Annotated in this window: 20 protein-coding genes; 18 read left to right on the forward strand and 2 right to left on the reverse strand. The window is 66.9% G+C overall.

Annotated elements, in window-relative coordinates; translation table 11 throughout:
* Positions 1–53: 53 nt before the first annotated feature.
* Positions 54–1,115, reverse strand: coding sequence for a phytase (locus SPHI_RS13515; protein ID WP_076745483.1), 1,062 nt, complete (start codon positions 1,113–1,115; stop codon positions 54–56).
* Positions 1,116–1,266: 151 nt separating this feature from the next.
* On the opposite strand from SPHI_RS13515, the gene SPHI_RS13520 reads away from it, so the two are divergent.
* From SPHI_RS13520 to SPHI_RS13560, 9 genes are all read left to right on the forward strand, one after another.
* The gene (locus SPHI_RS13520; RefSeq protein ID WP_076745484.1) at positions 1,267–1,848 is read left to right on the forward strand and encodes an ANTAR domain-containing response regulator; all 582 of its coding nucleotides are present in this window, start codon (positions 1,267–1,269) and stop codon (positions 1,846–1,848) included.
* Entirely contained in the window at positions 1,845–3,056 is a 1,212-nt protein-coding gene (locus SPHI_RS13525) for an ABC transporter substrate-binding protein (protein WP_076745485.1), read from the forward strand. The genes SPHI_RS13520 and SPHI_RS13525 overlap by 4 nt, the downstream gene beginning before the upstream one ends.
* A gap of 236 nt (positions 3,057–3,292) precedes the next feature.
* Positions 3,293–4,528, forward strand: a complete 1,236-nt coding sequence (locus tag SPHI_RS13530; protein WP_076745486.1) for a nitrate/nitrite transporter — start codon at positions 3,293–3,295, stop codon at positions 4,526–4,528.
* Entirely contained in the window at positions 4,528–5,730 is a 1,203-nt protein-coding gene (locus tag SPHI_RS13535; RefSeq protein ID WP_076745487.1) for an alginate export family protein, read from the forward strand. The genes SPHI_RS13530 and SPHI_RS13535 overlap by 1 nt, the downstream gene beginning before the upstream one ends.
* The gene (gene nirB, locus SPHI_RS13540; protein WP_076745488.1) at positions 5,730–8,222 is read left to right on the forward strand and encodes a nitrite reductase large subunit NirB; all 2,493 of its coding nucleotides are present in this window, start codon (positions 5,730–5,732) and stop codon (positions 8,220–8,222) included. Before SPHI_RS13535 ends, nirB begins: the two co-directional genes overlap by 1 nt.
* On the forward strand, positions 8,219–8,557 hold the full coding sequence (gene nirD / locus SPHI_RS13545; RefSeq protein WP_198927881.1) for a nitrite reductase small subunit NirD: 339 nt from the start codon (positions 8,219–8,221) through the stop codon (positions 8,555–8,557). The genes nirB and nirD overlap by 4 nt, the downstream gene beginning before the upstream one ends.
* A 73-nt stretch (positions 8,558–8,630) precedes the next feature.
* Positions 8,631–11,264: a nitrate reductase gene (locus SPHI_RS13550; protein WP_076745500.1), complete on the forward strand. Its 2,634-nt coding sequence runs from the start codon at positions 8,631–8,633 to the stop codon at positions 11,262–11,264.
* Complete coding sequence (gene cobA, locus SPHI_RS13555) at positions 11,254–12,054, forward strand: uroporphyrinogen-III C-methyltransferase (protein ID WP_076745489.1); 801 nt, start codon at positions 11,254–11,256, stop codon at positions 12,052–12,054. The genes SPHI_RS13550 and cobA overlap by 11 nt, the downstream gene beginning before the upstream one ends.
* Before the next feature lie 403 nt (positions 12,055–12,457).
* Positions 12,458–13,474, forward strand: a complete 1,017-nt coding sequence (locus SPHI_RS13560; RefSeq protein ID WP_076745490.1) for a patatin-like phospholipase family protein — start codon at positions 12,458–12,460, stop codon at positions 13,472–13,474.
* Between the two features lie 30 nt (positions 13,475–13,504).
* Here SPHI_RS13560 and SPHI_RS13565 read toward each other — a convergent pair whose 3' ends face one another.
* A complete protein-coding gene (locus SPHI_RS13565) occupies positions 13,505–15,694 on the reverse strand; it encodes a sugar nucleotide-binding protein (RefSeq protein WP_233130934.1) in 2,190 nt (729 codons plus the stop codon).
* A 288-nt stretch (positions 15,695–15,982) separates the two neighbouring features.
* On the opposite strand from SPHI_RS13565, the gene glf reads away from it, so the two are divergent.
* From glf to SPHI_RS13605, 9 genes are all read left to right on the forward strand, one after another.
* Positions 15,983–18,217, forward strand: coding sequence for a UDP-galactopyranose mutase (gene glf, locus SPHI_RS13570; protein WP_083720004.1), 2,235 nt, complete (start codon positions 15,983–15,985; stop codon positions 18,215–18,217).
* Between the two features lie 14 nt (positions 18,218–18,231).
* Positions 18,232–18,447 carry a hypothetical protein gene (locus SPHI_RS13575; RefSeq protein WP_076745491.1) on the forward strand — a complete coding sequence of 72 codons (216 nt, stop codon included), beginning with the start codon at positions 18,232–18,234 and terminating at the stop codon, positions 18,445–18,447.
* Positions 18,447–18,995: a hypothetical protein gene (locus tag SPHI_RS14790; protein WP_096348774.1), complete on the forward strand. Its 549-nt coding sequence runs from the start codon at positions 18,447–18,449 to the stop codon at positions 18,993–18,995. Before SPHI_RS13575 ends, SPHI_RS14790 begins: the two co-directional genes overlap by 1 nt.
* 23 nt (positions 18,996–19,018) lie before the next feature.
* Positions 19,019–19,195, forward strand: coding sequence for a hypothetical protein (locus tag SPHI_RS15035; protein ID WP_158049720.1), 177 nt, complete (start codon positions 19,019–19,021; stop codon positions 19,193–19,195).
* A gap of 42 nt (positions 19,196–19,237) precedes the next feature.
* Complete coding sequence (locus SPHI_RS13585) at positions 19,238–20,002, forward strand: histidine phosphatase family protein (RefSeq protein WP_076745492.1); 765 nt, start codon at positions 19,238–19,240, stop codon at positions 20,000–20,002.
* Positions 19,999–20,889, forward strand: coding sequence for an NAD(P)H-hydrate dehydratase (locus SPHI_RS13590; protein ID WP_076745493.1), 891 nt, complete (start codon positions 19,999–20,001; stop codon positions 20,887–20,889). The genes SPHI_RS13585 and SPHI_RS13590 overlap by 4 nt, the downstream gene beginning before the upstream one ends.
* 270 nt (positions 20,890–21,159) lie before the next feature.
* Positions 21,160–23,751: a sensor domain-containing protein gene (locus SPHI_RS13595; RefSeq protein WP_144036206.1), complete on the forward strand. Its 2,592-nt coding sequence runs from the start codon at positions 21,160–21,162 to the stop codon at positions 23,749–23,751.
* Positions 23,752–23,922: 171 nt separating this feature from the next.
* On the forward strand, positions 23,923–25,164 hold the full coding sequence (locus tag SPHI_RS13600; RefSeq protein ID WP_076745504.1) for an LLM class flavin-dependent oxidoreductase: 1,242 nt from the start codon (positions 23,923–23,925) through the stop codon (positions 25,162–25,164).
* Between the two features lie 12 nt (positions 25,165–25,176).
* Positions 25,177–26,412 carry an acyl-CoA dehydrogenase family protein gene (locus SPHI_RS13605; protein ID WP_076745495.1) on the forward strand — a complete coding sequence of 412 codons (1,236 nt, stop codon included), beginning with the start codon at positions 25,177–25,179 and terminating at the stop codon, positions 26,410–26,412.
* Positions 26,413–26,741 lie beyond the last annotated feature (329 nt).

Below are 26,741 nucleotides of genomic sequence, written 5' to 3' on the forward strand. Positions count from 1 at the left end.
CGCCCGGCGCGGCGGAGCAGTCAGTATCGCTCCCGCCGCGCACGGGTTCGCTGTTAAAGGCCGAGGGCGTTTTTCACGTCATCCCAGGCAACGAACTTGAAGTTCTGCGCATGGGGCGCGTTCTCACCGTCCTGAACGACGAACAGGCCGCCCGGATATTTGGGCCCCATGTCGCCCAGCGCCATCTCGATGCCGTCGGTTTCCTCAGTGCCGCCGATGCTCCCCGGTCCGACGCGGAAGCGACCGACATAGCTGTCGTCGCGGATGCGATAGAGGGTGTAGGCATTGTCGCCCTGACTGGAGACGATGATGTAGCCATCCCTGTCGCCGATCGGCGCGACCGCGACTCCCTCCGCATCGGCGACCAGGTTCTTGCCATCAGCAGCGGCGATCTTGGTCGGCGCGGTGCTGCCGCTCGCGCGTGCGTCGAAGCGCCACAAGGCGACATTTTCCTCGGCGACGTAGAGGGTGTGCGTGCGATCATCGACCGCGCACCCCTCCGCCTGGCTGGACAGCTTCATGGTGCGCACGATCCGCCCGCTTGGCGTTGCGCCGGAAGTATCGAGCAGGATCTGCCGCACGGTGCCGTCCTTGAGTACGAGAAAGGCCGAAAGGCCGGCCGCGTCGCGCCCCAAGCAAAGGCCATAAGCCTCGTTCGGGCCGGCCGCGACATGGCCGAGCAGCGACAATTGCGCGCTGTCGGTATCGAGCCGGAACAGCGCCAACTTCGCATTCGCCGGGTCGGTGCGATCGGACGCGACGGCCAGCACGCCGCGCTGACCGTTGATGACCACATCGTCGCGCAGGTCGATATTGTTGATCCGCGCCGCATCCAGGAAGTGCAGCGACTTGCCGGCCAGATCATAGACGTGCAGCCCGGCTTTTTTGTCGGTGCCCAGCACCAGGCTTTTCGCGGGATCGGCCGGGTTGCGCCAGATCGCGGGATCGTCCGCCGCATCGGCGTTGGCGGTGCCGACTGGCGCCGTCTCACCGCGCGCGGTAACCATCACGGCCGGCGTGGCATGGGCGATGCGGGCCTCGATCGGGAGTTCCTGCGTAGCGCAGGCGGCGAGCACCAGCGGGCTGGCGAAAAGGAGGGGGGCGATGATCTTCATGCGACGATTGTTTCCCTGTGACACGTTGTTCTTGCCGCTCCCCTAGCGGCGCTTGCTGACACTTTCGTCACAGCGCTGCCAGCAGGATGAAAGAAGAAGTCGTGCGGCAAAGGGGCTGGCTGAATACCGAGTTGCGGGATAGTCGATAGCCGTGAGGATCGCGATCATCGACACCAGCACGACGCGCGCGGCGATCATTTCCGAAGGACTGCGCGACGCCGGGCTCACCGATCTCGTGGTGATCGATCCTGCCGGGCCGCTGGTAGCGCAGATCGAGGCCTGTGCGCCCGAGGTGGTGCTGATCAACCTCGAGAATCCGAGCCGGGACGTGCTGGAGGATTTCTTCGCGGTGTCGCGCGCGCTGGACCGGCCAATCGCGATGTTCGTCGACCAATCGGATGCGCAAGCGACCATGGCGGCGGTGGATGCGGGTGTCTCGGCCTATGTCGTCGACGGGCTGGCGCGGCAGCGGATCAAGCCGGTGCTCGACCTCGCGGTCCGGCGGTTCCAGGCCTTTTCGCGATTGCAGGCCGAGTTGGCCGAAGCCAAGTCGGCGCTGGCGGATCGCCAGACGATCGATCGCGCCAAGGCGATCCTGATGAAGCGGCGCGGGCTGGACGAACCGGCCGCTTATGCGCTGCTGCGCGGACACGCGATGAAATCTAATCGCCGCATCGCGGAGGTGGCGGAGGCGATCGTGACAAGCGAGGCGTTGTTGGGAGATTTGCCGTGAGCGCCGAAATCTTCCGCATCGGCTTCGTGCCCCTGGTCGACGCCGCGTTGCCGATCCTGGCGCACGAGCTTGGTTTCGCTGCAGCCGAGGGCGTCGCGATCGAGCTGGTTCGCGATGTCACTTGGGCGACGGTGCGCGACCGGTTGCTGTATGGCCACACCGATGCGGCGCATCTCGTCGCGCCGCTGGCGATCGCGACAGCGCTAGGGCGCGATCGGCCCGCCGTGCCGCTGACGGTGCCGTTCGTGCTGGGGCTGAACGGCAATGCGATCACCTTCTCGACCGCGCTGGGCGAGGCGTGCGGGCTGGGCGATGCGCTGAGTGATCCGGTGGCGATCGGCGCGGCGCTGAAGGCGGTCGCAGCGGCGCGGCGCGCGGCTGGGCGGCCGCTGCGGCTGGGCGTGGTGCATCGCTATTCCAGCCACAATTACATGCTGCGCTACTGGCTGTCCGGGGTCGGCATTCGGCCGGACGAGGATGTGGCGATCACCGTCACCAGCCCGCCTTTCGCCGCCGATGCGCTGGCGGCGGGCGAGGTGGACGGCATTTGCGTGGGCGAGCCGTGGAATTCCATCGCGGTCGATCGCGGCGTCGGGCGGATCGCGCTCGCCACCGCGCAGATCTGGCGGCGCGGGGTGGAAAAGGTGCTGGCTCTTCGGGCCGAGACGGCGACGGCGCGGCCCGAGGCGGTGGCGGGGCTGATCCGCGCGCTTCACGCGGCGGCGGAGCATTTCGTGCGGCCGGAGACGGCAGTGGAAAGCGCGACACTGCTTGCCCGACGCGAGTATCTCGACGCGCCGGTCGATGCGATCCTGCGGGCGATCACCGATCGGATCCGGCTAGTGCCAGGTGGCGCACCGATCCATTATCCCGATTTCATGTTCCAGCATCGCGAGGCCGCCAACTTCCCGTGGCGCAGCCAGGCGGCGTGGCTGTATTCGCAAATGGTGCGCTGGGATGCGCTAAGCTTCTCCGAGAAGGATGCGGCAACCGCGCAATCGGTGTTTCGTCCCGACCTCTATCGCGCGGCGCTTGCAGGATCGGCGGCGCCGCTGCCCAATGCCAGCTCGAAGTTGGAAGGCGCGCTCAGCGAGCCAATCGGGGCGGGATCGACTCAGGGCCGGCTGATGCTCGGGAGCGATCGCTTCTTCGACGGGCGAGCCTTCGATCCTGACGATATTGCAGGATATCTGGCGCAGCTGCCGTGAGCCATTTTGCTGCGGATGCGAAAGGGACTTGTCTCGTCGTCGCGAATCAGGCAGCTTCCTGATCGTCCGGCGATGATGCCGGACACGAGATAGCAGCGACACGCCTCTCCAGCGCCGGGGAGGTCCGCGCTGGCGGACGGGCAAACGCCCGTATCCGCACCGAGGCAACGAAGCCGCCAGGACGTGACCGACAAGGGTCGCCGTCCTGGCGGCTTTTTTCGTTTGGAGAACGGGCGATGGCGACGGCGTTCTGGGAGGCAAGGAGGCAAGAGGGCAGCGGGTTCTGGTCGAGCGGGCATACGCCGACGCTGATCGCGGCGTTCCTGTATTTCGACCTGGCGTTCATGGTGTGGGTGCTGCTGGGGCCATTGGCGCCCGACATTGCGGCGGCGCTCGGACTGAGCCCGGCCCAAAAAGGTTTGATGGTGGCGGTGCCGACGCTCGCCGGCGCGGCGCTGCGGGTGGTCAACGGCCTGCTGGTGGATCGGATCGGGCCGAAGCGCTCGGGCGCGATCAGCCAGGTGGTCGTGATCGCCGGGCTGTTCGCGGCCTGGGCGATGGGGGTGACGAGCTTCGCCGGCACGCTGGTGCTGGGCGTGATCTTGGGGTTTGCGGGCGCGAGTTTCGCGATCGCGCTACCGCTCGCCAGCCGCTGGTATCCGCCCGAGCATCAGGGCAAGGCGATGGGGCTCGCCGGTATGGGCAATTCGGGAACGGTGCTGGCGGCGCTGTTCGCGCCGGCGCTGGCCAAGCTGTTCGGCTGGAATGCGGTGCTGGGGCTCGCCTGCATCCCGCTGACCATCGTGTTCGGCCTGTACATGGGGATGGCAAAGGATCCGCCCGGGGCGCCCGCCGCGAAGAGCCTGGCCGAGTATCTGACGCCGCTTAAGCAGGCGGACGCCTGGTGGCTGATGGGTTTCTATTCGGTCACCTTCGGCGGCTTTGTCGGGCTTGCCGCCAGCCTGCCGATCTACTTCACTGATCGGTTTGCGCTGACGACGATCCACGCCGGCTATGCCACCGCGGCGTGTGTCTTTGCGGGATCGCTGGTGCGGCCCATGGGCGGGGCGCTGGCCGATGCGATCGGCGGGGTGAAGGCGCTGATGGCGGTGTTCGCGCTTGCCGCGCTGGCGCTGGTGGGGGTGAGCCTGTCGGCCACTTTCGCGGCGGCGCTCGCCTGTTTCGTGATCGCGATGCTGGCGCTGGGCGTCGGTAACGGCGCGGTGTTCCAGCTGGTGCCGCAGCGGTTCGCGGCGGAGATCGGGGTGATGACCGGGCTGGTCGGCATGGCCGGGGGCGTGGGCGGCTTCTACCTCGCCTCGTCGCTGGGTCTCGCCAAGCAGTGGACGGGGAGCTTCGCGCCGGGGTTCCTGATCTTCGCTGGACTCGCGCTGGTGGCGCTGGTGGGACTGGCGCTGGTGAAAGCGGGCTGGCGCGCGCGCTGGGGCGCGGCCGAGGGCGTGCGGATCTGATGCGCCCGGCGCTCGCCCTTCTATCGCTTCTGGCGAGCCCGGCGGCGGCGCAGACCGTCACCCCGCTGGTCGACGCGCGGCTGCGGTACGAACGGTACGAACGGGCCGAGCAGGACGGGCTGCCCGAGGACGCGAACGCCGTCACCGCGCGGGTCCGTGCGGGGGTGCAGGTGAGCGAGGGGCGCTGGTCGGCACTGGCGGAGGCACAGGGCAATATTGCGGTCGTGGACGATTACTTCGACGGGCTGTCCGGCTCCGCCACGCAGCGCCCGCTGATTGCCGATCCGCAGAATTTGGCGCTGTACCGCGCGCAGCTTCAGTATCGCAGCAAGGCGGCGACGGTCACTGTTGGGCGTCAGCGGATCGCGCTGGATGACGAGCGCTTCGTCGGCGCCATCGCCTTTCGCAACAACGGCCAGACGTTCGATGCGGTGCGTGCCGAGCTGACGCCGCTCGCCGGGCTGAAGGTGGACGTGAGCTACGCCTGGAGCGTGCGCACGATCTGGGGCGTGGATGGCGCCGGTGCGCGGCAGCAGGCGGTGTCGGGCGATACCGTGCTGGCGAACCTCGCCTGGGCGTCGCCGCTCGGGACGCTCACCGGCTTTGCCTATCTCGTCGATCAGGACGAAGCGGCGGTGCAGGGCTATCGCCTTTCGAGCCAGACCTATGGCGTGCGGCTCGCCGGGTTGCGGCCGGTCGGCGAGGCCAAGCTGAGTTACCAGGCGAGTTGGGCGCGGCAGTCGGACTGGCATCGCAACCCCAATGATTATAGCGCCGATTACTGGCTGGTCGATGTTGCGATGGACCTGAACGGGCCAAGGCTGGGCGCCGGATATGAAGTGCTGGGTGCCGACCGCGGCGCGGCGCTGACCAGTTTCCAAACGCCGCTCGCCACCGCGTTCAAGTTCCAGGGCTGGGCCGACAAGTTTCTGACTACGCCGCCAGATGGCATTCGCGACCTCTACGCCTCGGCCGGCTGGGGCTGGCCGGCGATCGGGGCGCTGAAGGCAGTGAGTGTCGGCGCCGTCTATCACCGTTTCGAGAGCGATCGTGCCGTGCGGCATTATGGCGACGAGATTGACCTGCTCGCCCAGGCGCGACTGGGGCAGACCACCGCGAGCCTGCGCTACGCCGCTTACGCCGCCGACCGGCTGTTCACCGACACCAGCAAATTCTGGCTCCAACTGGACTGGACCCTGTGATGAAACACGAACCGATCCGCGTGGCGGAGGCCGACAAGCGGCCGCATCTGATCGTTATCGGCAACGGCATGGCGGGATGCCGCGCGGTGGAGGAACTGCTCGCCCGCGATCCTGCGCGCTACCGTGTCACGATCGTGGGCGCTGAGCGCCACGTGAACTATAATCGCATCATGCTCTCGCCGGTGCTGGCTGGGGAGAAGACGTTCGACGACATCGTCATCAACGGCCGTGACTGGTATGACAGCAACGGCATCACGCTGATTGCGGGCGATCCGATCGTTGCGATCGACCGTGCGGCGCGCACGGTGACGTCGCGCGGCGGGATCGTGATGCACTATGACCGGCTGCTGATCGCGACCGGCTCCGATCCGTTCATCATCCCGGTGCCCGGTAAGGATCTGACGGGCGTCATCAGCTTTCGCGACATGACCGATGTCGATGCGATGCTCGCCGCTGCCGAAAAGGGCGGGAGCGCGGTGGTGATCGGCGGGGGGCTGCTGGGGCTGGAGGCGGCGCACGGGCTGAGCCTCAGGGGCATGACGGTGACGGTGATTCACCTGATGCCGACGCTGATGGAGCGGCAGCTCGACGAGGCCGCCGGCTGGCTGCTCAAGACTGCGCTGGAGGCGCGCGGGCAGACGATCATGACTGGCGCTGACACTGCCGAGATCGTCGGCGATGGCCGAGTGGAAGCAGTGCGGCTGAAGGACGGGACGGAGATTCCGGCCGACTTGGTGGTCATGGCGGTGGGCATCCGTCCGTCGGTAGCGCTGGCGCGCGAGGCGGGGTTGGAAGTCGGCCGCGGGATCAAGGTGGACGATCACATGGTGACGTCCGATCCCGCCATTCTCGCGGTGGGCGAGTGCGTCGAGCATCAGGGCCAGGTCTATGGCCTCGTCGCGCCGTTGTGGGACATGTGCCGCGCGCTGGCGGACGGGCTGGTGGACGCACCGAGCGGCTACACGCCGGCGCCGACCTCGACCAAGCTGAAGGTGGCGGGGCTCGACGTCTTCTCGGCGGGCGATTTCTCCGGAGGCGACGGGGCGGAGGACATCGTGCTGCGCGATGCCAGCCGCGGCATCTACAAGCGCGTGGTCGTCAAGGAGGACCGGATCGTCGGGGCGGTGCTCTACGGGGATACCGCGGACGGGAACTGGTATTTCGACCTACTGCGACGGGCCGAGAGCGTCGCCGACATTCGCGAGGCACTGATCTTCGGCCAGGCCTTTGCCACAGGAGGCGCCCTCGCGGACCCTAAGGCGGCCGTTGCGGCGCTTTCCGAGGAAGCGGAAATCTGCGGCTGCAACGGCGTCTCCAAGGGGCAGGTGGCCGCGTGCATCTCCATGGGCGCGCACAGCCTCGACGCAGTGCGCGCGGCGTGCAAGGCATCGGCAAGCTGCGGTTCGTGCACCGGCATCGTGGAAATCTTGCTGGCGCTGACGCTGGGCGGCGAGGTCGAGGCCGGGCCGAAGACGATGTGCAAATGCACCAGCTTCGGGCATGACGACGTGCGCCGCGAGATCGTCGCGCAAGGCATGCGCTCGATCCCAGAGGTGATGCAGAAGCTGCATTGGACGACGCCGGACGGCTGCTCGTCGTGCCGGCCGGCGCTCAATTATTACCTGCTGTGCGCGCTGCCCGGCGATTATGTCGACGACCAGCAGAGCCGCTTCGTCAACGAGCGGATGCACGCCAACATCCAGAAGGACGGCACCTATTCGGTCGTCCCGCGCATGTGGGGCGGGCTCACCAATCCGCGTGAGCTGCGCGCGATCGCCGACGTGGTGGAGAAGTTCAACGCGCCGATGGTGAAGGTGACGGGCGGGCAGCGGCTCGACATCTTCGGGATCCGCAAGGAGGATCTGCCCGCCGTCTGGGCCGATCTCAACGCGGCCGGGATGGTGTCGGGCCATGCCTATGGCAAGTCGCTGCGCACGGTGAAGACCTGCGTGGGCAGCGAATGGTGCCGCTTCGGCACGCAGGATTCGACCGGGCTGGGCGTGAAGCTGGAGCGCGCGACCTGGGGCAGCTGGATGCCGCACAAGTTCAAGATCGCGGTGAGCGGCTGCCCGCGCAATTGCGCCGAGGCGACGATCAAGGACTTTGGCGTGGTGTGCGTCGATTCCGGTTACGAGCTGCACGTCGGGGGCAATGGCGGCATCAAGGTGCGCGCCACCGACCTGCTCTGCAAGGTGGCGACCGAGGCGGAGGCGATGGAAATGTGCGCCGCCTTCATCCAGCTATACCGCGAGGAGGCGCGCTATCTGGAGCGCACCGCGCCGTGGATCGAGCGGGTCGGCCTTCCGTACATCCAGGCGCGGTTGTTGCCCGACGCCGCGGCGCGGGCGGAGCTCGCGCGGCGGTTCTTCTTCTCGCAGCAATTCTCGCAGGACGATCCCTGGGCGGCGCGCGTCGAGGGAGGCGAGCGCGAGCAGCATGCGCCGATGGCTCGCTTCGAGCCAGTCGCGGCGAGGCAGGAGGAAATGGCATGATCGGCGAATGGCTCGACATCGGCTGGGTGGAGGAGATCCCGCTGCGCGGCAGCCGCACGGTGCAGGTCGCCGGTGGCGAAGACATTGCGGTGTTCCGCACCGGCGAGAACAAGGTGTTCGCCCTGCTCGATCGCTGCCCTCACAAGCACGGACGGCTGAGCCAGGGGATTGTGCATGGGGGTGCGGTGGCGTGCCCGTTGCACAATTGGCGGATCAGCCTGGCGACCGGCGAAGCGCTGGGCGCGGACAAGGGCTGCACGCCGGTGGTGCCGGTGAAAATATCGGGTGGGCGTGTGCTGATCTGCCGCGCGAGCACGCTCAGGGCGGCGGCGTGATCGGGGCGCCCAATCTCCCTCTCCCCTCTGGGCAGAGGGCCGGAAAGAAGCGCCGTCCGATACGGTGCCGCTCGTGACCACCCCTCTCCCAAGCCTCTCCCCGGAGGGGAGAGGGCTAGCCGCGATCCGCACCACCTGCGCCTATTGCGGCGTCGGCTGCGGGATCAGCGCAACTGTCACCGGCGCGCGTTCGGTAACGATCGCGGGCGATCCGGACCATCCCGCCAATCACGGCCGGCTGTGTTCCAAGGGGACGCATCTTGGCGAGACGGTGGGGCTGGAAGGGCGGCTGCTCCACCCCATGATCGGCAACAAGCGCGCCGGGTGGGACAAGGCGCTTGATCTGGTTGCGCGGCGGTTCCGCGACACGGTCGCGCAGCATGGGCCGAACAGCGTTGCCTTTTACGTGTCGGGGCAGTTGCTGACGGAAGACTATTACGTCGCCAACAAGCTGATGAAGGGGTTCATCGGCTCGGCCAACATCGACACCAATTCGCGGCTGTGCATGTCGAGCGCGGTGGCCGGGCACGTGCGCGCGTTCGGTGAGGATGTGGTGCCGGCCAGCTATGACGATTTGGACGCGGCCGACCTGATCGTGCTGGTGGGATCGAACACCGCTTGGTGCCATCCGATCGTTCATCAGCGCATTCGTGCGCGGTGCGAGGCGGGCGCCAAGCTGGTGGTGATCGATCCTCGGCGCACCGAGACGGCGGCGGAGGCGAACCTTCACCTCGCCATCCGACCGGGCAGCGACGTGGCGTTGATGAACGGCGCGCTGGCGTGGTGCCGTGAGGCTGGTACGCTGGACGAAAGGTTCATCGCCGATCACGTCACAGCACCCGAAGATTTCTGGGACACGTTGTCGGACGGCCATGATCTTTGGACGGTCGCACGCACCTGCGACGTTCCAGCTTCGGACCTCAAACGCTTCTACGAACTGTTCGCCGCCACGCCGCGCACCGTTACCCTGTTCAGCCAAGGCATCAACCAGTCGCTGGCAGGTACCGACCAGGTCAATGCCATCCTGAACCTGCATCTCGCGACGGGGCGTATCGGCAAGCCGGGTGCGGCGCCGTTCTCGATCACCGGCCAGCCCAATGCGATGGGCGGCCGCGAGGTGGGCGGGCTCGCGACGACGCTGGCGGCGCATATGGATTTCGCGGCGGAGAACCGCGCTTTGGTGCAGCGCTTCTGGAGCTCGCCGACGATTGCGGAGAAGCCGGGGTTGAAGGCGGTGGACCTGTTTCGCGCAGTCGGCGAGGGGCGGATCAAGGCGCTTTGGATCATGGCGACCAACCCCGCCGTGTCGATGCCCGATGCCGGGCGGGTGCGCGAGGCGCTGGCCGCTTGTCCGTTCGTGGTCGTGTCCGACGTGATGGCAGATATAGATACGGGCGCCTTCGCGCATGTCCGCCTGCCCGCCACCGCTTGGGGCGAGAAGGACGGCACGGTCACCAATTCGGAACGGATGATCAGCCGGCAGCGGGCGCTGTTCCCGCTGCCGGGCGAGGCCAAGCCTGACTGGTGGATCGTCAGCCAGGTGGCCCGGCGAATGGGGTGGAAGTCCGCCTTCGCCTATGATCGTCCGGCCGATATCTGGCGTGAGCATGTCCGGTTGGCGAATTATCGCAACGTTGGCCGTCGCTTGTTCGCGCTGCCGGGGCAGGGCGGGGGCGGCAATGCTGGTTATGAGGAGATGGCGCCGTTCCGTTGGGGCGGGACGCCGTTCGCCGATGGACGTTTCGCGACGCCGGACGGACGCGCGCGGCTGGTGCCGGTGGCGCAGAAGCCGGCGCCTGCGCAGCTGACGCGCTGGCCGATGACGCTCAACACCGGGCGCTATCGCGATCACTGGCATACGATGACGCGGACCGGGCTGGCGCCGAAGCTGGCGCGGCATCGCGCGGAGCCGCTGGTCGAGGTGCATGCCGACGATGCGGTGCGGTTGGGGCTGGTCGACGGCGGGTTGGCGCGCGTGGCGACGCCGCAGGGCGACAGCGTCTATCGCGTCAGCGTCGGCGAGGGGCAGCGGCCGGGCGAGCTGTTCGTGCCGATCCATTGGACCGATCGCACGTCGAGCGGCGGGCGCACGGGGCTGCTGCCGCGACCGCTGGCCGATCCGATCTCCGGCCAGCCCGGCTTCAAGGCGACGCCGGCGTCGATTGTGGCGGTCGCGACGCGGTGGCGCGGATTTGCGCTGTTCGCGGACGAGCCGAAGCGCAGCCCCGACTGTCTGTGGGCGACGCGGGTCACGGTGCCGGCGGGCAGCTTGTGGGAACTGGCGGGCGACGCCGATCCGGCGGTGCTCGATGCGATGCTGCCGGCCGGCGAGCGGATCGAGGCGGTGGATCACGCGCGCGGCACGCGGCGCGTGGCGGTGCTTGCGCAGGGGCGGCTGGTCGCTGCCTTGTTCGTCACCGAGACGGGGGAGCTGCCCGCGCGCGACTGGCTGATCGGGCAGCTTGCTGAGCCACAGGCCGCGCCTTCGCTGCTCGCCGGGCGGGCGCCAGGGGTGCAGGTCGATCGCGGGCCGATCGTCTGCACCTGTTTCGACCTTGGCCTACGCACGATCGTCGCCGCGATCCGTGACCGGCAGCTTGCGGATGTCGCCGCGATCGGCGCCGCGATCGGCGCCGGCACCAATTGCGGCTCGTGCCGCCCTGCGCTGGCACGCCTGATCGCCGAGGAGAAAAACGATGCCGCATGACGATTTCAAGCCCGGTAGCGTGTGGCTGGTCGGCGCCGGGCCGGGCGATCCCGAACTGCTGACCCGCAAGGCCGAGCGGCTGATCGCCACCGCCGATGTCGTGTTCTACGATGCCCTGGTCGGGCCCGGCGTGCTCGACCTCATTCACGCCGCAGCCGAGCGCATCAACGTCGGCAAACGATCGGGCCGCCATTCCAAGGACCAAGCAACGATCGATGCACTGATCGTTAGCGCAGCATCGGCGGGCAAGAGGGTCGTGCGCCTGAAGGGCGGCGATCCCGCCATCTTCGGGCGCACGGCGGAGGAAGTCGCCGCCTGCCGGGCCGCCGGCATCACGGTGCGTATCTGCCCCGGCATCACCGCCGCCAGCGCCGCGGCCGCGGCCGGCGGCGCGTCGCTCACCCTTCGTGGATACGCCCGCCGCCTGCTTTTCGTCACCGCGCATGCGAAGGCCGACGCGCCGCTCGACATGGATTGGACATCGCTCGCCGCTGCAGATGCCACGCTGGCGATCTATATGGGGCGGGCCGCCGCGCCCGCGATCGCGCATCAGCTGATGGCAGCGGGGCGAAGCCCGGAAACGCCGGTGCTGGTGGTGGTCAATGCATCGCTGCCCAACGAACGCATTGTTCGCGGGCGTTTGTCGTCGCTCGCCTTTCTGGTGGTGACGATCAGCGATCGTGACCCGGCAGTCCTGCTCGTCGGTGGCGCTGTGGAACAGGTGCCGCAGCTTGCCCTCGCGCAGCTGCGGTCGACGCCTGGGCAGCACCAGATGGCAGAGCCTCGATGAGCCGGCGGAGCGTCGCCAGCGTCCGCGTTTTCGCGCAGCCATCATGTGGATGGGCGAGCTTCGCGCTCTACGTCGGCCTGTGCTGCGCCTTGTGCCTGTGGTGAGCGGGCCGGCGCGTAACCTGCTGTGCTTGCCGCGACCCGCGCGCGCATGCGAGGTCACCCCGCCCGGCAAACAATAGCGCCTCCAGCGCATCGCCAAACCATTGCTGGCTGAAGTAGTGGCCGACCGGATCGCCCAGCGGGCCTCCGGCGTTCAAGCTCCTCGCATGCGTTCCTCAGCGAGCACGCGCCCCGGCGATTCTGTGCCGGGTAGAAGCGGGGACGTGGCGGACTGGAGACACAGATGGCCGACACAATTGCAAGCCGCCACCCGCAATCGTTCCGGACGGGTGCGTAACGACATGTTGCCAGCCGATGCTCGCTTCGCTTTGGTTCTGAGCGGTGGCAACGCTTTGGGCGCCTATCACGCCGGCCTCTACGAGGCCTTGCACGAGGCGGATCTCGAACCCCAGTGGATCTGCGGCACGTCGATCGGCGCGGTTACCGGCGCCCTGATCGCGGGCAACCGCCGCGAGGACCGGCTGCAGCGATTGGCCGAGTTCTGGCGTCCGGAACCGGATGGCGACAAGCCGCTCATGCCCTGGGACTGGATCCCGGATAGCTGGCGGCGGAGCGGCGCGGTGCTGGAAACACTGCTGGCCGGGCGTCCGGGGGCGTTCGGGCCACTCGGCTCAACCGCGGGGTGGTGGCACGCCGATGCGCGTGCGGGCGGGCCGGCGCTCTATGCAACCGCGATGCTCAGCGAAACCTTGAATCAATCGATCGACTTGAACCTTCTCAACGCGGGCGAGATGCGGCTGACAATGGCGGCGGTGGATGTGGAAACGGGCGATGAAGTGATCATCGATTCGGCGCAGCAGCGCATCGCCCCCGATCACATCCGCGCCAGTGCATCCTTACTGACCGCGTTTCCGGCGGTGGAAGTGGACGGCCGGCTGCTCGGCGACGGTGGATTGTCGATGAACCTTCCGCTCGATCCAGTGATGGCGGAGGCTGGGGCGGAGCCGGTCTTGTGCATTGCTGCCGACCTGCTGCCGCTTAGGGGCGCTCGGCCGCAGACCCTGGGCGAGGCGATAGGGCGGATGCAGGACCTGAAGTTCGCTGCGCAATCGGCGCGAAGCCTCAAGCGATGGCAAGCGAGCTTGCCACCGGGGGATGCCGGCAGCTCGGTCGCGCTCGCCATGGCGGTCTATTCCGATCAGGAACCGGAAGTTGCGGGGAAGGCGATGGATTTCTCGCCGCGCTCGGTTCGTCACCGCTGGAACTGCGGGCTGCGCGACGGCCGCGCTTTGGTGCAGCGGGTTCGCAATGGCGACATCCGGATCGGCGAGCGGGGGCTTACGATCTATCCGGCCTGAGCCGGCCGCCGGTCACCGGAGCGCGATCAATCAAGCGGAGGCGGACACCGCTGGGCCGCTGGTGGCGAGCACCGCGCGACGATGCGCGGCGAATTCGGCGATGCCGTCCGGCAGGGGGGCGAGGTGGCGGCTGGTGAGCGCGGAATTGGCAGGGCGGAGCGCGCGCCAGCCGAGCTGCGCGCCGGGAACGGGCCGGATCATGTCCGGGTCATGGCCAAGCTTTGCGGCGATGGTGCGGGCGAAGTCGTACCAGGAAAGGCTGGTGGCGGGCGCCAGGTGCCTTACGCCGGACACGCCGTCGATCGCGAGGTCCAGGAGCGCATCGACCAGCGCCGGGACGTAGGCCGGCGACACGATCTGGTCGTCGGCGGCGTGGAAGCTTTCGCCCCGCGCCAGCGCCTGCGCGACGGCGTGCGCGAAATTGTGCGGATCATGCGGGGAAAAGAAAGCGGCGGCGCGGATCACCAACGGGCGATAGCCGTGCGCAAGCATCCCTTGCTCCAGCGCCAGCTTGCTGCGGCCATAGGCGTTGAGCGGGTTGGGCGCGTCGTCCTCGTGGTAGGCGCGGCCCAAAGTGCCGTCGAAGACCAGGTCGCTGGAGATCGCGACCACCGGAATCTCGCGCGCGGCGCATCGTTCCGCGAGGCGGACGGCGGCGATGGCGTTGATCGCGTGGCAGGCCTCTTCTTCATCCTCGGCATCATCGACGCGGACCCAGCCGGTGGCGTTGATTACCGCCCAAGGCTGGATGCGGTCTAGCGCGGCCTTGATCGAGAGGGGATCGAGCAGGTCGCACGCCGCGCGATCGGTCAGGCGATAAGCGATGCCGCGGGCGGCGCAGGCGCGGGCGAGCGCCTGGCCCAAGGTGCCGGTAGCGCCGCAGATCAGCAGCGGGCGGCTGGCGCCGAACGTTCGCTCGCGATGGGCGCTACTCGCAGCGGCGCGGGGCGCGCGCGCAAAGGTGAGGCGGCCGGCGTGCTGCCACCAGCCGGGCTGTGCGGTGACGTCATGTGCGCGGCCGGCAGCGGCGAGCGCTTGCCAATGCCGGGCGAGCGCGGTGGCGCGCGGTGTGTCGCTGCGGATGTCGAACAGCCCGGGCTCGTAGCAGCCTTCGCAGGTGACGAGTTGGTCCCAATCGTGGCTGCCGAGCACCGACCAAGCCGTGACGGCGCGCACGTCGATACCGGCCGCTTGTGCTTCACAGGCAGCTTCCCAGGCGACGCGCGTCCAGCGCAACTGTTCCTCGCGGGTACAGCCGATATGCACCTCGGTAAGCGCAAGCGGCAGCGTGTAGCGGTCCCACGCCTCGCGCAGCGCGTTGGCGAAGGGCTCGGGGGCGGGATCAAGCGTGCGCACCGCCGGCACATCGGCGAAGGAGTGGTGCGGGTTCGCGCCATGCGCGTCTTCGGGGTAAAGCTGCACGCGGTGATCGAGGAAGCGATCACTGGTCGGATAATGGTTGATGCCGATGATGTCGGGCGGGCACGGATCGTCGGCGATGACGCGCAGCCGCTCGCCAAAACCGATCGCGCACAGCCGATGCCACAGCGGATGGCCGGCGACGACGCGGCCGCATAGCAGATCCCATCCTGCCCAGCGGCGCTGATTGTCAAAGGCGGCCTGTTCGGCCAGCTGCGCGGTGGCCCAGGTGCGGCCGAGATCGTCGGTCTGGATCAGCCGGGCGGCCGGATTAACTGCGCGGATCGCCTGCATCGACAGGCGCGTCGCATCCACCTGATTGAGCAGCGCGCGCCAAAAGGATTCCTCGTCGCGGGCGTGTGGGTACCAATGACCGTAGAGCGCAGCGAAGCGCGCGGTTGTCACTGGTTCGTTGACCGGCGTCCAATCCTGTATCCACGGGTAGCGCCGAGCGGCGGCGGCGGCGTGGCGCGCAAGACCAGGCGCGAAGCTGTCGTCGAGCAAATTCGTGTAATGCGGACCGCTGCCGTGGTGGACCAGCCCGGCGATGACGCGGAGGCCGAGCCGATCGAGGCGATCAAGCCGCTCGTCACACCATGACCAGTCGGCGGCGTCGGGCGAGTCGGGGGAGACGCGCTCCCACAGCAACGGATAGCGGATCGCCTCGAAGCCAAGGCCGGCGATCTGGTCGAGATCCTCGATCCGAACATGGTGGCCGGAGCGGTGCAGCTGGTCATGGAAGCGGTCACCAACACGGTTCACCGTGCATTCGACACCGCACCATCGCTCGATCTCGCGCACGATCGCTCTCCCTTTGCCAACGAGTACAAGCGCGTGCCGGGGCAAGATGTTGCATTGCAGCCCGGGCAAACATCATGATGCAGATCAGTATTCAGGAACTTAGCGGAACCGCGGCCGATCCTCGCGACTTGGATACCAAAAATAACATGCGAGGTGACCATGACGAAGCAGGGACGGGAGAGCGCGGCGGGCGCAGCGGTTCATCAGTTCACCGAGCCTGCTCCGGCAACCTTGATCTGTTTCAGTCATCTGCGTTGGCGTTTCGTCTTTCAACGCCCCCAGCATTTGATGTCGCGGTTCGCGGCGACCTATCGCGTGATCTTCTGGGAAGAAGCGGTTCACCCGGAAGGCTGCGCCACGCCCGCGCTGCAGATCGACGAAGATGAGGCGAATGGTGTCACCATATTGACGCCAGCCCTGCCGCGGGGCCTTTCGCCAGCCGAGGAGGATGCGGCGTTGGGCGCCTTGCTCGACGCGCAGCTGGCCTCGTTGCCGCCAGTGGCGGTTCGTTGGTACTACACGCCGATGATGCTGCCGTTCTCGGCCCATGTCGCGGCCGAATGCACCGTTTATGATTGCATGGACGAACTGGCGGCGTTCAAGAATCCGCCGGCCGGGCTGCTCGATCGCGAGCGCGAGTTGCTGGCCGCGGCGGATGTTGTGTTCACTGGCGGATCGAGCCTTTACGAGGCGAAGAAGGACCGGCACGACAATGTGCACGCCTTCCCCTCCAGTATCGATGTGGCGCATTTCGGCGCCGCGCGTGGCGCCGTGGCGGAGCCGGAGGACCAGGCGCGGATCGTCGGCCCCAAGCTCGGCTTCTGCGGCGTGGTCGATGAGCGGATGGACGTGGACCTGCTCGCCGCGCTGGCCGATGCGCATGACGATTGGTCGATCGTGGTGATCGGGCCGGTGGTGAAGATCGATCCCGCCGCGCTGCCGCAGCGGCGCAACCTCCATTTCCTCGGCGCGCGAGATTATGCAGAGCTGCCGGCTTATATGAGCGGCTGGGACGTGGCCCTGATGCCCTTCGCGCTGAACGAGGCGACGCGTTTCATCAGCCCGACCAAGACGCCCGAATATCTCGCCGCGGGGCTGCCCGTCGTCTCCACCGCGATCGTCGATGTGGTGCGTCATTACGGAGCGCTGGAAGCGGTGCGGATCGCCGGTACGGCCGAAGATTTCGTCACCGCGTGTGAGGCGGCGATTGCCGGGCGCGACGATCTGACGTGGCGCGAGGCTGCGGATGAGCAACTCGCCCGCGGCTCCTGGTCGAGCACGGCATTGTCGATGGGCGCGCTGATCGCGGTCGAGCGAGCTACGCGTGACACGGTGGAGGCGATCGTCTCGCCGACGCGCTGGCCGGCGGCGGCGGTGCGGCACGACGTGATGGTGGTCGGCGCCGGGTTCGCTGGCGCAGTGATGGCGCGGCAGCTGGCAGAGGCTGGGTTCAAGGTGCTGGTTGTCGATCGGCGCCCGCATGTGGCCGGCAATGCCTATGACCGGCGCGATGACGCCGGGCTGCTGATCCACCAATATGGGCCGCACATCTTTCACACCAATTCGGATGATGTCTTTGGCTATCTGTCCCGCTTCACCCAGTGGCGGCCGTATGAGCATCGCGTGCTCGCCGACGTGCGCGGGCAGTTGGTGCCGATGCCGATCAACCGCACCACGCTCAACATGCTGTACGATGCCGGGCTGGAGAGCGACGATGACGTCGAGGCGTTCCTCGCCGCCCGCGCCGAGCCGGTCGAGCCGATCCGCACTTCCGCCGACGTGGTCGTCTCGCGGGTAGGGCGCGAACTGTATGAAACCTTCTTCCGCGGCTATACGCGCAAGCAATGGGGGCTGGATCCGAGCGAACTGGACAAGGCGGTGACGGCGCGCGTGCCGACCCGCACCGATACCGATGATCGCTATTTCACCGACAAACATCAGGCGATGCCGGCGGATGGCTATACCCGCATGTTCGAAGCGATGCTCGATCATCCCAGCATCGAGCTGTTGCTGGGCGTGGACTACAGCCAGGCGCGCGACGCTTATCCGCACGACCATCTCGTCTTCACCGGGCCGATCGACGAATATTTCGGGCACCGCTTCGGCAAGCTGCCGTACCGCTCGCTTCAGTTCCGGCACGAGACGCTGGAGCAGGAATGGCTCCAGCCGGTCGCGGTGGTGAACTATCCCGACGAGGCGGTGCCTTACACGCGGATCACCGAATACAAGCATCTGACCGGCGACAGCGCGCCGGCGACCAGCCTGACCTATGAATATCCCAGCGCGGAGGGTGATCCTTATTACCCCATCCCGCGCGAAGAGAATCAAGCGCTGTTCAAACGCTACGAGGCGCTGGCGATCGCCGAGCGTGATGTGACGTTCGTCGGGCGGCTCGCGACCTATCGTTATTACAACATGGACCAGGTGGTCGGCCAGGCGTTGGCAACGGCGCGGCGGCTGATCCCAAGGCTTCACGCCGAAAAGGTTGAGCCACTTGTCGGCACCGCCGTCGCGGCCGCGTAAGGAGGAAGGAACGAATGGCTGGAGGTTCTGCTCGTCCTGGCCCGCATGATGGATCGGGCCCGCTCGTCTGGATCATCGGCGGCGTCTGCGTCGCACTGCTCGGACTCATCATTCGCATGAGCTTCGCATCCTGGGACCATGGTGACGCGTTGCTTTACGTCGTGGTCGGCGGCGGGGTGGGCTTCCTGCTCCATCTGCTCCGTCGTCGAAGTCGAAAGGGCCAGCGCTGATGGCAGATCCCGATACGCGCCTCTATGGCATGGCGGACTCCTCCAACCGCCAGGAACCCGCCGACAATGGCATGCGCGGCGAGGGGGCGGCGGATGTCGCCAGCCCTGGCTATCGCCACCAGATCAAGCCCGAGGGCCAGCCGGCAATTGTGGTGGAGGAAGCCTCCGGGGTTGCCTTTGCCGAAACCAGGCAGGTCCAACCGATGCAGTCGTGGCGGAAGCCGGCGGCAGTAGAGCCGGGGGCGGCAGGCACGGGAGCGGTAGAGACGGGGGCGGGCGGATCGACCTTGCCGTGGGTGCTGGTCGCGCTTGTGCTCGGTTTTGCGGCTGGGCGGTCGCACCGGCGGGAGCGTGCGGTCGAGCCGGTGCGGCCGGCGCCAGTGGCCTTGACGCGCATGCCGGGCGAGGCAGGCGGGTTCAGCCAGGTGCGAAACGCCGGACCGGCAGAGATCCGCGACCCGAACGGACATTGGTCCGCCGTGGACGAGGCATCGGACGAGTCATTTCCGGCCAGCGACCCGCCGGCGATTTCGATGCCGGGACGCTGAACCGATAACCAAGGAGAAGGATCATGGCGCAAAAAGGCGCAGGCGGTAATCCTGGAGCGATCACCAGCAAAGGCGGTGATCCGGGATCGGGTGCCGCTAGCAAGAACACCGGCGGCAAGGGCGGCGGCGGCCGTTCGGGCGGCAGCAAGAGCGGCGGTGGCGGCAATAGCGGAGGCGGATCTTCCGGCGGCAGCAAATGATGCAATGGCGGTGCGGTAACCGCGGTGCGTGAGTCGGCGAGCATGGGGCTGCGCTGGCCCGAACGATTATGGGTGGTGCGGCACGGGCAAAGCGCCGGAAATGTTGCGCGCGAAGCGGCTTACGAGGCGGACTTGCCGCGTATCGCTTTGGCCGAGCGTGACGTCGACGTGCCGTTAAGCACGCATGGCGAGCGGCAAGCGCAGGCGCTTGGCCATTGGTTCGCCGCCATGCCGGCGGAAGATCGGCCTGAATCGGTGCTCGTCTCGCCCTATCTGCGCGCGACCGCCACTGCGGCGCTGATCCGCGATGCCGGCGGGTTCGATCGCCACGAGCCGTTGTGCCTGGACGAACGGCTGCGCGAAAAGGAGTTCGGCATCATCGACGGCCTCACCACGCGCGGGCTGGCCGAGCTGATGCCGGAGCAGGCGGCGCTGCGGAAGAGCCTTGGGAAGTTCTATCATCGGCCGCCCGGCGGCGAGAGCTGGTGCGACGTGATCCTGCGGCTTCGCTCGCTGCTCGATACGGTGGCGCTTCATTATGCCGGGCGACGAGTGCTGATCGTGGCGCATCAGGTGGTGGTGCTGTGTTTGCGCTACATCCTCGAGAAAATGGACGAGGCGGCCGTCCTGGCGATCGACCGCGGCGAGCAGCTCGCCAATTGCTCGGTCACCGAATATCGCCACGATCCCGCCGCCGGACCGGGCGGTGGACTCGTGCTGGAACGCTATAATTTCGTGGCGCCCATGGAGCGTGAAGCCGTTGAAGTCACGCGCGGGCGCGACGCGCATGTGGCGGCGCGGGGATGAAGGTGGTGCGGCTGGACAATAAGTGGCGGCGCGATCACCCGCTGCCGGGGCTGGACGCGGGCGGCGACAAGGGCGCGCGCGGGCGGGTGTTGCTGGCAGGCGGCTCTCGTCTCGCGCCGGGCGCGCTTCGGCTTGCCGCGGAGGCGGTACTGCGCGTCGGCGCTGGCAAGGTGCGGATCGCAACGGTCGAGGAGGCGACGCTGCCGCTGGGCGTGCAGGTGCCTGAGGCGGGCGTGGTTGGCTTGCCGGCGGACGATCGCGGCGAGATCGCGGGCGAGGCGGCTTCGGCGCTGGCGAAGCAGGTGGAGGCGGCCCAGGTGCTGGCGTTCGGGCCCGGGATGCGACGCAGCGACCAGCTGCCGGCATTGCTGCGCACGCTGCTGGCGGCGGCGGGAACCGACGGCAAGGTGCTGCTCGATGCCGCACCGCTTGTCGCACTGCGCGGGTTGAGAACCGAGGCGCGAGCGCTTGCCGGGCGGCTGGTGCTCACGCCGCATCCGGGTGAGCTTGCGGGGCTGCTGGACATGGCAGAGGATGCGGTGCTCGCCGACATGGTCGGCAGCGCCACCCGCGCCGCGCGAGAATTCGGCGCGGTTGTCGCGTTCAAGTCGGCGCAGACAGTGATCGCCACCCCGGATGGTGCCGTCTGCTGCTACGAGAATGAAGCGCGTGGGCTCGGCACGGCGGGGTCGGGCGACGTGCTCGCCGGCACGATCGCCGGGTTGATGGCGCGCGGGGCGGACCCGCTGACGGCGGCCGGCTGGGGCGTGTGGCTGCATGGCGAGGCCGGGCAGGCCGCCGCGCGCGCGATCGGTCCGCTCGGGTTCCTGGCGCGCGATCTGCTGCCTCATCTGCCCATGCTGATGGCGGTGCAATCGCAACCCTGACGGGGGAAGCGCCGAACTGTTGCGGTGGTTGGACGTGCCTGCGCGACTCGAGGGCAGCGCCATGTTCCCTGGCCACGATGATCCGCAGTGACGGGGCAATCGGCATGGCTTTCCGTAGGCCCGAGGCGTTGAAGTGTTGCTGCTGTTCTTCGTCCATCTGCGTCTTGCGCGCGATGTTGCCAATTCGAACGCTTTACCGCTGCTTAATCGGTGTCAGGCATCTGAGAAGTTCGGTGTTCGGGAAGGCGAATCCGGGCAAGGAGCAGAAAGGTGCGGCATATTCCGGCACAGGCGATGTACGCCGCTGCATTGCCGATCGCTGACCAGGACGTGACGCCCGCAAGCGAGGCTGGTGCCGCGGGCGCGGCACAGCAGATGCTGAGCGATGCGAGCCGGGCGGGGTTGGAGATCGTTCTCAGCCGGGCAAAGGTCGGCATCCTCCACCGCGGCGTCGACCGGCGCGTCCTGCTCGTCAACGATGCCTATTGCGCCATCGTCGGCCGCTCAGCCGCGGAGCTCGCCGGGCTGCCCTTTGAGCAGTTCACCCATCCTGACGATGTCGAGCGTTCGAGCCGAATCTTCTTCGAGCATCTCGCCAAGGGCGAACCTTTCGAGATCGAGAAACGCTACATCCGGCCGGACGACACGGTGACGTGGTGTTCGGTTCATGTGTCGTTCGTGCTCGACGAAGCAGGACGCCCGGAATCAATCATTACCGTTGCCTCGGACATCACCGCTCGCCGGCAAGCGCAGGAGAAGCTGCGCGAGAGCGAGGAGCATTATCGCCACACGGTTGAGCTGGCGCCGCAGATCGCCTGGACGGCCGATCCAGCCGGCGGCATTCTAGAGGTCAGCTCGCGCTGGTCCGAGATCACCGGCATCGCGCAGCAGGACGCGCTCGGCGAGCTTTGGTTGAAGGTGCTTCACCGCGACGATGTGGCGCCGACGCGCATTGCCTGGAGCTGGTCGATCGCCAGCGGTGAACCGGTCGACGTCACCTATCGCTTGCTTGGCAAAGATGGTGCGTATCGCTGGTTCCGGGCGCGGGCCACCGCACGCAAGGACCCCGCTGGCGCTGTGATCCGCTGGTACGGCACGCTGGAGGATATTCACGAGCGGCGCGAGGCGGAGCAGGCGCTGCGCAACAGCGAGGAACGCTTTCGCCTGGCCGCCCAAGCGGCGGGACTGGGGATCTGGGACTTTGATGCGCTGCGTGGCCGACGCGAATGGTCCGACGAGTTCAAGAAGATGCTCGGCCTCGCGCCCGATGTCGTGCCGCAGCTCAAAACCGCGCTGGCGCTCGTCGTCCCACAGGATCGCCATCTTCTCCAGGCGCTGATCGATGCCGCGCAGGCGGGGGACAGCAGCGCGCGGTTCGAGGTGACTTTGCGCATACGTCGCGGCGATAATGGCGCCGAGCGGTGGATGCGCACCGACGGCTGGCGCATCCACGCCCCGTCCGGACGGCTTGAACGCATTCTGGTGACGATCCGCGATGTCACGGAGAAGCGCACGGCGGAGCAGAGGATCCGCTGGACGGCGACCCATGATGCGTTGACCGGCATTGCCAACCGGTCCCATTTCACCGATCAGCTCGAACGCGCCTTGGCGGAAACGCCGCCCGACGGCGAACTGGCGCTCGTCCTCCTCGATCTCGATCACCTCAAGGAGGTCAACGATACGATCGGACACGACGCCGGCGATCGGCTGCTGGAGACCTTCGCCAGCCGGCTTCGCGAGGCATTCGGCACCCGCGCCGTGGTTGGGCGGCTGGGCGGGGACGAGTTCGCGGTGCTGCTGGCGGGGGTGGGCGGCGATCAGATCCATGCCCGTGTCGAAGCGGCGCTCGATCGCTTGCGTCACCCGTTCCAATACGAAGGCTACACCTGCGATACGCAAGCAACAGCGGGCGCCTCGCTCTACCCAGCGCATGGCACCACGGCGGACGAACTGCAGAAATCGGCCGACATCGCCTTGTACGTCGGAAAGAGCCAGCGCCGCGGGGAGCTGTCGCTGTTTGCGCCCGCGATGCGCGCCGGAGTGCAACGCCGGGCCTCCATGCTCAACGTCGCGCGAATCGCAGTGCGCGACAACCTGATCGAGCCCTTCTACCAGCCAAAACTTTGTCTGAAGACGCGAAGCATCGTCGGCTTCGAGGCTCTGCTGCGCTGGCGCCACGAGTCGCTCGGCGTTCAAGGGCCGGAGACGATCGCTTCGGCATTCGAGGATCTCGGCTTGGCGATTGCCATGAGCGACCGGATGCTCGACCGCATCGCCAACGACATGCGTGCGTGGCGGGATTGCGGGATTGATCCGGTGCGGGTGGCGATCAACCTGTCCGCCGCGGAGTTCCGGCATGATGGTTTGGCGGAACGGATCATGAAGCCGTTTGCCAGACAGCATGTGCCGTTCGACCTGATCGAGCTCGAGATCACCGAAACCGTTCTGCTCGGTCGCGATACGGATCGGCTGGAAGCGACACTGGCCACCTTTCATCACCATGGCTTTCGCATCGCGCTTGACGATTTCGGCACGGGCTATGCCTCGCTGACGCACCTCAAGATGTTCCCGGTCGATGTGATCAAGATCGACAAGAGCTTCGTCAGCAACCTGCGCGCGAACTCCGACGATGCCGCGATCGTGGATGCCGTGATCTCGCTCGCCCAGCGCTTGGATATGGAGGTGGTCGCCGAGGGCATCGAGCAGGAGGAACAGGCGGATTATCTGACCGCCCGTGGTTGCGATTATGGGCAAGGCTATCTGTTCGGTCGCGCGATCTGCGCCTCCGATGTGATGAACCTGATGCTAGCTCAGGCGCCCGGTGCCGATCCCGAACCCTCATTCCGGCATCACGTCCCTTGACATAAAGCCGCGCAGCACGGATCACGTCGCCAATTAAGCGATAAGACTTAATTCGGGGAAGCGCGCAAAGCGATGTTCCCGGGGAGAGGGTGGCAGGATCGTCCGTTCCGGCACATGGCCGGAGCGGACGGCCGGGTCGCCGCAGGCGATCACTGGTTCGGAAGGCTGCATATGGCTCGATTGAAGTTCGGCGCATTTCTTGCGCCTCATCACCCGATCGGCGAACATCCAATGTTGCAGATGCGCGGCGATATCCGCCTCGCCAAGCATCTCGACGAACTCGGCTTTGATGAATTCTGGGTGGGAGAGCACCATTCCACCGGGTGGGAAGTGATTGCCTCGCCCGAACTGTTCCTGGCCGCGGTGGGCGAGCATACGCAGCAGATCCGGCTTGGCACCGGTGTTGTTTCCTTGCCGTATCACCATCCCTTCAACGTTGCGCAGCGCATCGTCCAGCTCGATCACATGACTCGCGGGCGCGTGATTTTCGGGACCGGTCCCGGCGCACTGCCGTCGGACGCCTATATGCTCGGCATTGATCCGATGACCCAGCGCGACCGGCAGGACGAAGCGATTGGCGTCATCCGCCGGCTGTTCGCGGGCGAGCGCGTCACCCACGAAAGCGACTGGTTCACACTCAAGGACGCGCGACTCCAGCTCTTCCCGTTGCAGGAGGACATGCCCTTCGTGGTGGCTTCTTCGATCAGCCCGTCGGGCATGACGCTGGCGGGCAAGTACGGGATCGGGGCGCTGTCGATCGGCTCGAATTCGGACGCAGGATTGGCGGCGCTGCCGACGCAATGGGGCTTTGCCGAACAGGCCGCGGCGAAATCGGGCAAGACGGTGAGCCGCGACAATTGGCGCGTGCTGATGAGCTGGCACATCGCCGAGACCCGCGAGCAGGCGCGCGCCGAAGCCGGTGCTGGCCTGATGAAGTGGCATAATGAATATACCGTCGGCACGTTGATGCGGCCGGGCGCCAAGGAGTTCACCTCGCCCGACCACGCCGTGGACCAGACCGCGTTCGTCGACGGCGCGGCAGCGGTGATCGGCACGCCCGACGATCTGGTCGCCGCGATCCGCCAGCTCAGCGAATCCGCCGGCGGATTCGGCACGGTGCTCGGCTTCGTTCACGACTGGGCTAGTCGCGAGAACACGCTGAAAAGCTGGGATCTCGTGGCGCGATACGTGATCCCCGAAATTCATGGGCTGCTCGATGGATATCGAGCATCACGCCAGTACGTCATCGACCATCGTGATTCCTTTGAACGGGCGGCGGAGGCGGTGCTGTCCAAGATCATGGCGCACGAGGGCGCCGCCGCCGCGCTCAAGGCCGGCATGGCGGGTAATGTCGCAATGCGATCGCCCAATGCGCCCGATCTCAACAAAGCTGCCGCCGCGCTGAAGAACTGAAAGGGACCAGCCATGTCGATCGATTTCGAGATTCCGGCCGAGGCCAAGGCAATTCGCGCCAAGGTTCGCCAATGGGTGCATGACGAATGCAAGCCGGCCGAGCAGCGGCTGGTCGCAGGCGAGGACTATAAGACGGTTCTTGCGGAGCTGCGCGCCAAGGCGCGGGCACAGGGGTTGTGGTGCCCGTTCATTCCCCAGGAATATGGCGGCATGGGACTGGGCCCGCTTGCCAATGCGCTGGTGCAGATGGAGCTTGGCGAAAGTCACCTTGGTGCCTTGTCGATGAACACGCAGGGCCCTGACGATGCCACGATGATGACGCTGCTGGCGCATGGGACGGAGCATCAGAAGGAGAAGTATCTCAAGCCGCTGCTCAATGGCGAAAAGCGCATCTGCTATTCGATGACGGAGAAAGCCGCGGGCGCCGACGCCACGGGCATGCAGACCCGCGCAGTGAAGGATGGCAACGAAAATTACGTGCTGAACGGCGAGAAGTGGTTTTCCTCCGCCGCCAGCGTCGCCGACATCGCGCTCGTCATGGCGATGACCGATCCGGATGCGCCGCGGCACCAGCGTTATTCGACCTTTATCGTCGAGCTGCCCAACCCCGGCTATCGCATCATCCGCGATATCGAGACCATGGCGGTGCACGGCCCGCTCACAGAGATACTGGGCGGCGGCCATTCGGAGGTCGAGATCAAGGACTTGGTGGTGCCGGCCGAAGACCTGCTCGGCGGCGAGGGCAATGGCTTCAACATGGGCCAGCACCGGCTCGCTTACGGCCGGCTGCGGCACGGCATGCACAATGTCTCCATGGCGCAGCGCGCGCTCGATCTGGCGACCGCGCATGTCGTGCAACGCGAGACGTTCGGCAAGCTGCTGAAGGAGCGACAGGGCGTGCAGTGGATGCTCGCCGATTGTGCGGCCGAGATCTACAAGGCGCGGCTGATGCTGCTTCACATCGCCTATAAGGCGGAGCGCGGCGACGACATTCGGCAGGAGAATTCGATCGCCAAGATTTTCCTTGCCAACATGGTGCACCAGGTGGTTGACACCGCGATCCAGCTCCATGGCGCGTTGGGCTTCAGCCTCGATACCCCGCTCGCCGCCTGGTACACGCACATCCGCTCGCAGCGGCTGGTCGATGGACCCGACGAAGTGCACCGCTGGACAGTCGGTCGCAACGTCATCAAGGCGTTCGAGCGTAACGGCACCACCGCCGCGGCCTGTGGCGGCGACTTGTTGTAATTACCGGCGGCGATCGGTCGTTCAGCTCGCCCGATTCGCGCCATCGGCGGGCAGAGCGCTGAACACGTTGATTCCCGGGGCGCGTTTCTGGCGGGCCTGACCGTCCCTCGGGCCCCCTCAGGAGAGTGTGCGCGCCACCCGCAGGCTCTGCCACAGCGGCGGGGAACTTTTTTGAAAGTTCTCGTTGACAGCGTAACTGTCGCCCCCTAGATGGGTGTCACCGCAGCGGTGGCCCGGACGGGTTGTCGTGGTGGTCACCTGACATTCAGGCGCTTTGGTCGCTCTTCGAAAGAGGGAAGTGGCTGGGCGTCGGTTTTTGTCGCTCTTTG

Origin of the sequence: Sphingomonas jeddahensis, assembly GCF_001981525.1 — a bacterium.
Classification (GTDB): Bacteria; Pseudomonadota; Alphaproteobacteria; order Sphingomonadales; family Sphingomonadaceae; genus Sphingomonas; species Sphingomonas jeddahensis.

What these genes read in the sequence shown, in the direction of transcription:
- SPHI_RS13590 (WP_076745493.1), top strand. Translation starts at nt 19,999, where the DNA reads ATGAAGGTGGTGCGGCTGGACAATAAGTGGCGGCGCGATCACCCGCTG.
- SPHI_RS13515 (WP_076745483.1), bottom strand. Translation starts at nt 1,115, where the DNA reads ATGAAGATCATCGCCCCCCTCCTTTTCGCCAGCCCGCTGGTGCTCGCC.
- SPHI_RS13585 (WP_076745492.1), top strand. Translation starts at nt 19,238, where the DNA reads ATGGGGCTGCGCTGGCCCGAACGATTATGGGTGGTGCGGCACGGGCAA.
- glf (WP_083720004.1), top strand. Translation starts at nt 15,983, where the DNA reads ATGTCGCGGTTCGCGGCGACCTATCGCGTGATCTTCTGGGAAGAAGCG.
- cobA (WP_076745489.1), top strand. Translation starts at nt 11,254, where the DNA reads ATGCCGCATGACGATTTCAAGCCCGGTAGCGTGTGGCTGGTCGGCGCC.
- nirB (WP_076745488.1), top strand. Translation starts at nt 5,730, where the DNA reads ATGAAACACGAACCGATCCGCGTGGCGGAGGCCGACAAGCGGCCGCAT.
- SPHI_RS13560 (WP_076745490.1), top strand. Translation starts at nt 12,458, where the DNA reads ATGTTGCCAGCCGATGCTCGCTTCGCTTTGGTTCTGAGCGGTGGCAAC.
- nirD (WP_198927881.1), top strand. Translation starts at nt 8,219, where the DNA reads ATGATCGGCGAATGGCTCGACATCGGCTGGGTGGAGGAGATCCCGCTG.
- SPHI_RS14790 (WP_096348774.1), top strand. Translation starts at nt 18,447, where the DNA reads ATGGCAGATCCCGATACGCGCCTCTATGGCATGGCGGACTCCTCCAAC.
- SPHI_RS13575 (WP_076745491.1), top strand. Translation starts at nt 18,232, where the DNA reads ATGGCTGGAGGTTCTGCTCGTCCTGGCCCGCATGATGGATCGGGCCCG.
- SPHI_RS13535 (WP_076745487.1), top strand. Translation starts at nt 4,528, where the DNA reads ATGCGCCCGGCGCTCGCCCTTCTATCGCTTCTGGCGAGCCCGGCGGCG.
- SPHI_RS13600 (WP_076745504.1), top strand. Translation starts at nt 23,923, where the DNA reads ATGGCTCGATTGAAGTTCGGCGCATTTCTTGCGCCTCATCACCCGATC.
- SPHI_RS13605 (WP_076745495.1), top strand. Translation starts at nt 25,177, where the DNA reads ATGTCGATCGATTTCGAGATTCCGGCCGAGGCCAAGGCAATTCGCGCC.
- SPHI_RS15035 (WP_158049720.1), top strand. Translation starts at nt 19,019, where the DNA reads ATGGCGCAAAAAGGCGCAGGCGGTAATCCTGGAGCGATCACCAGCAAA.
- SPHI_RS13530 (WP_076745486.1), top strand. Translation starts at nt 3,293, where the DNA reads ATGGCGACGGCGTTCTGGGAGGCAAGGAGGCAAGAGGGCAGCGGGTTC.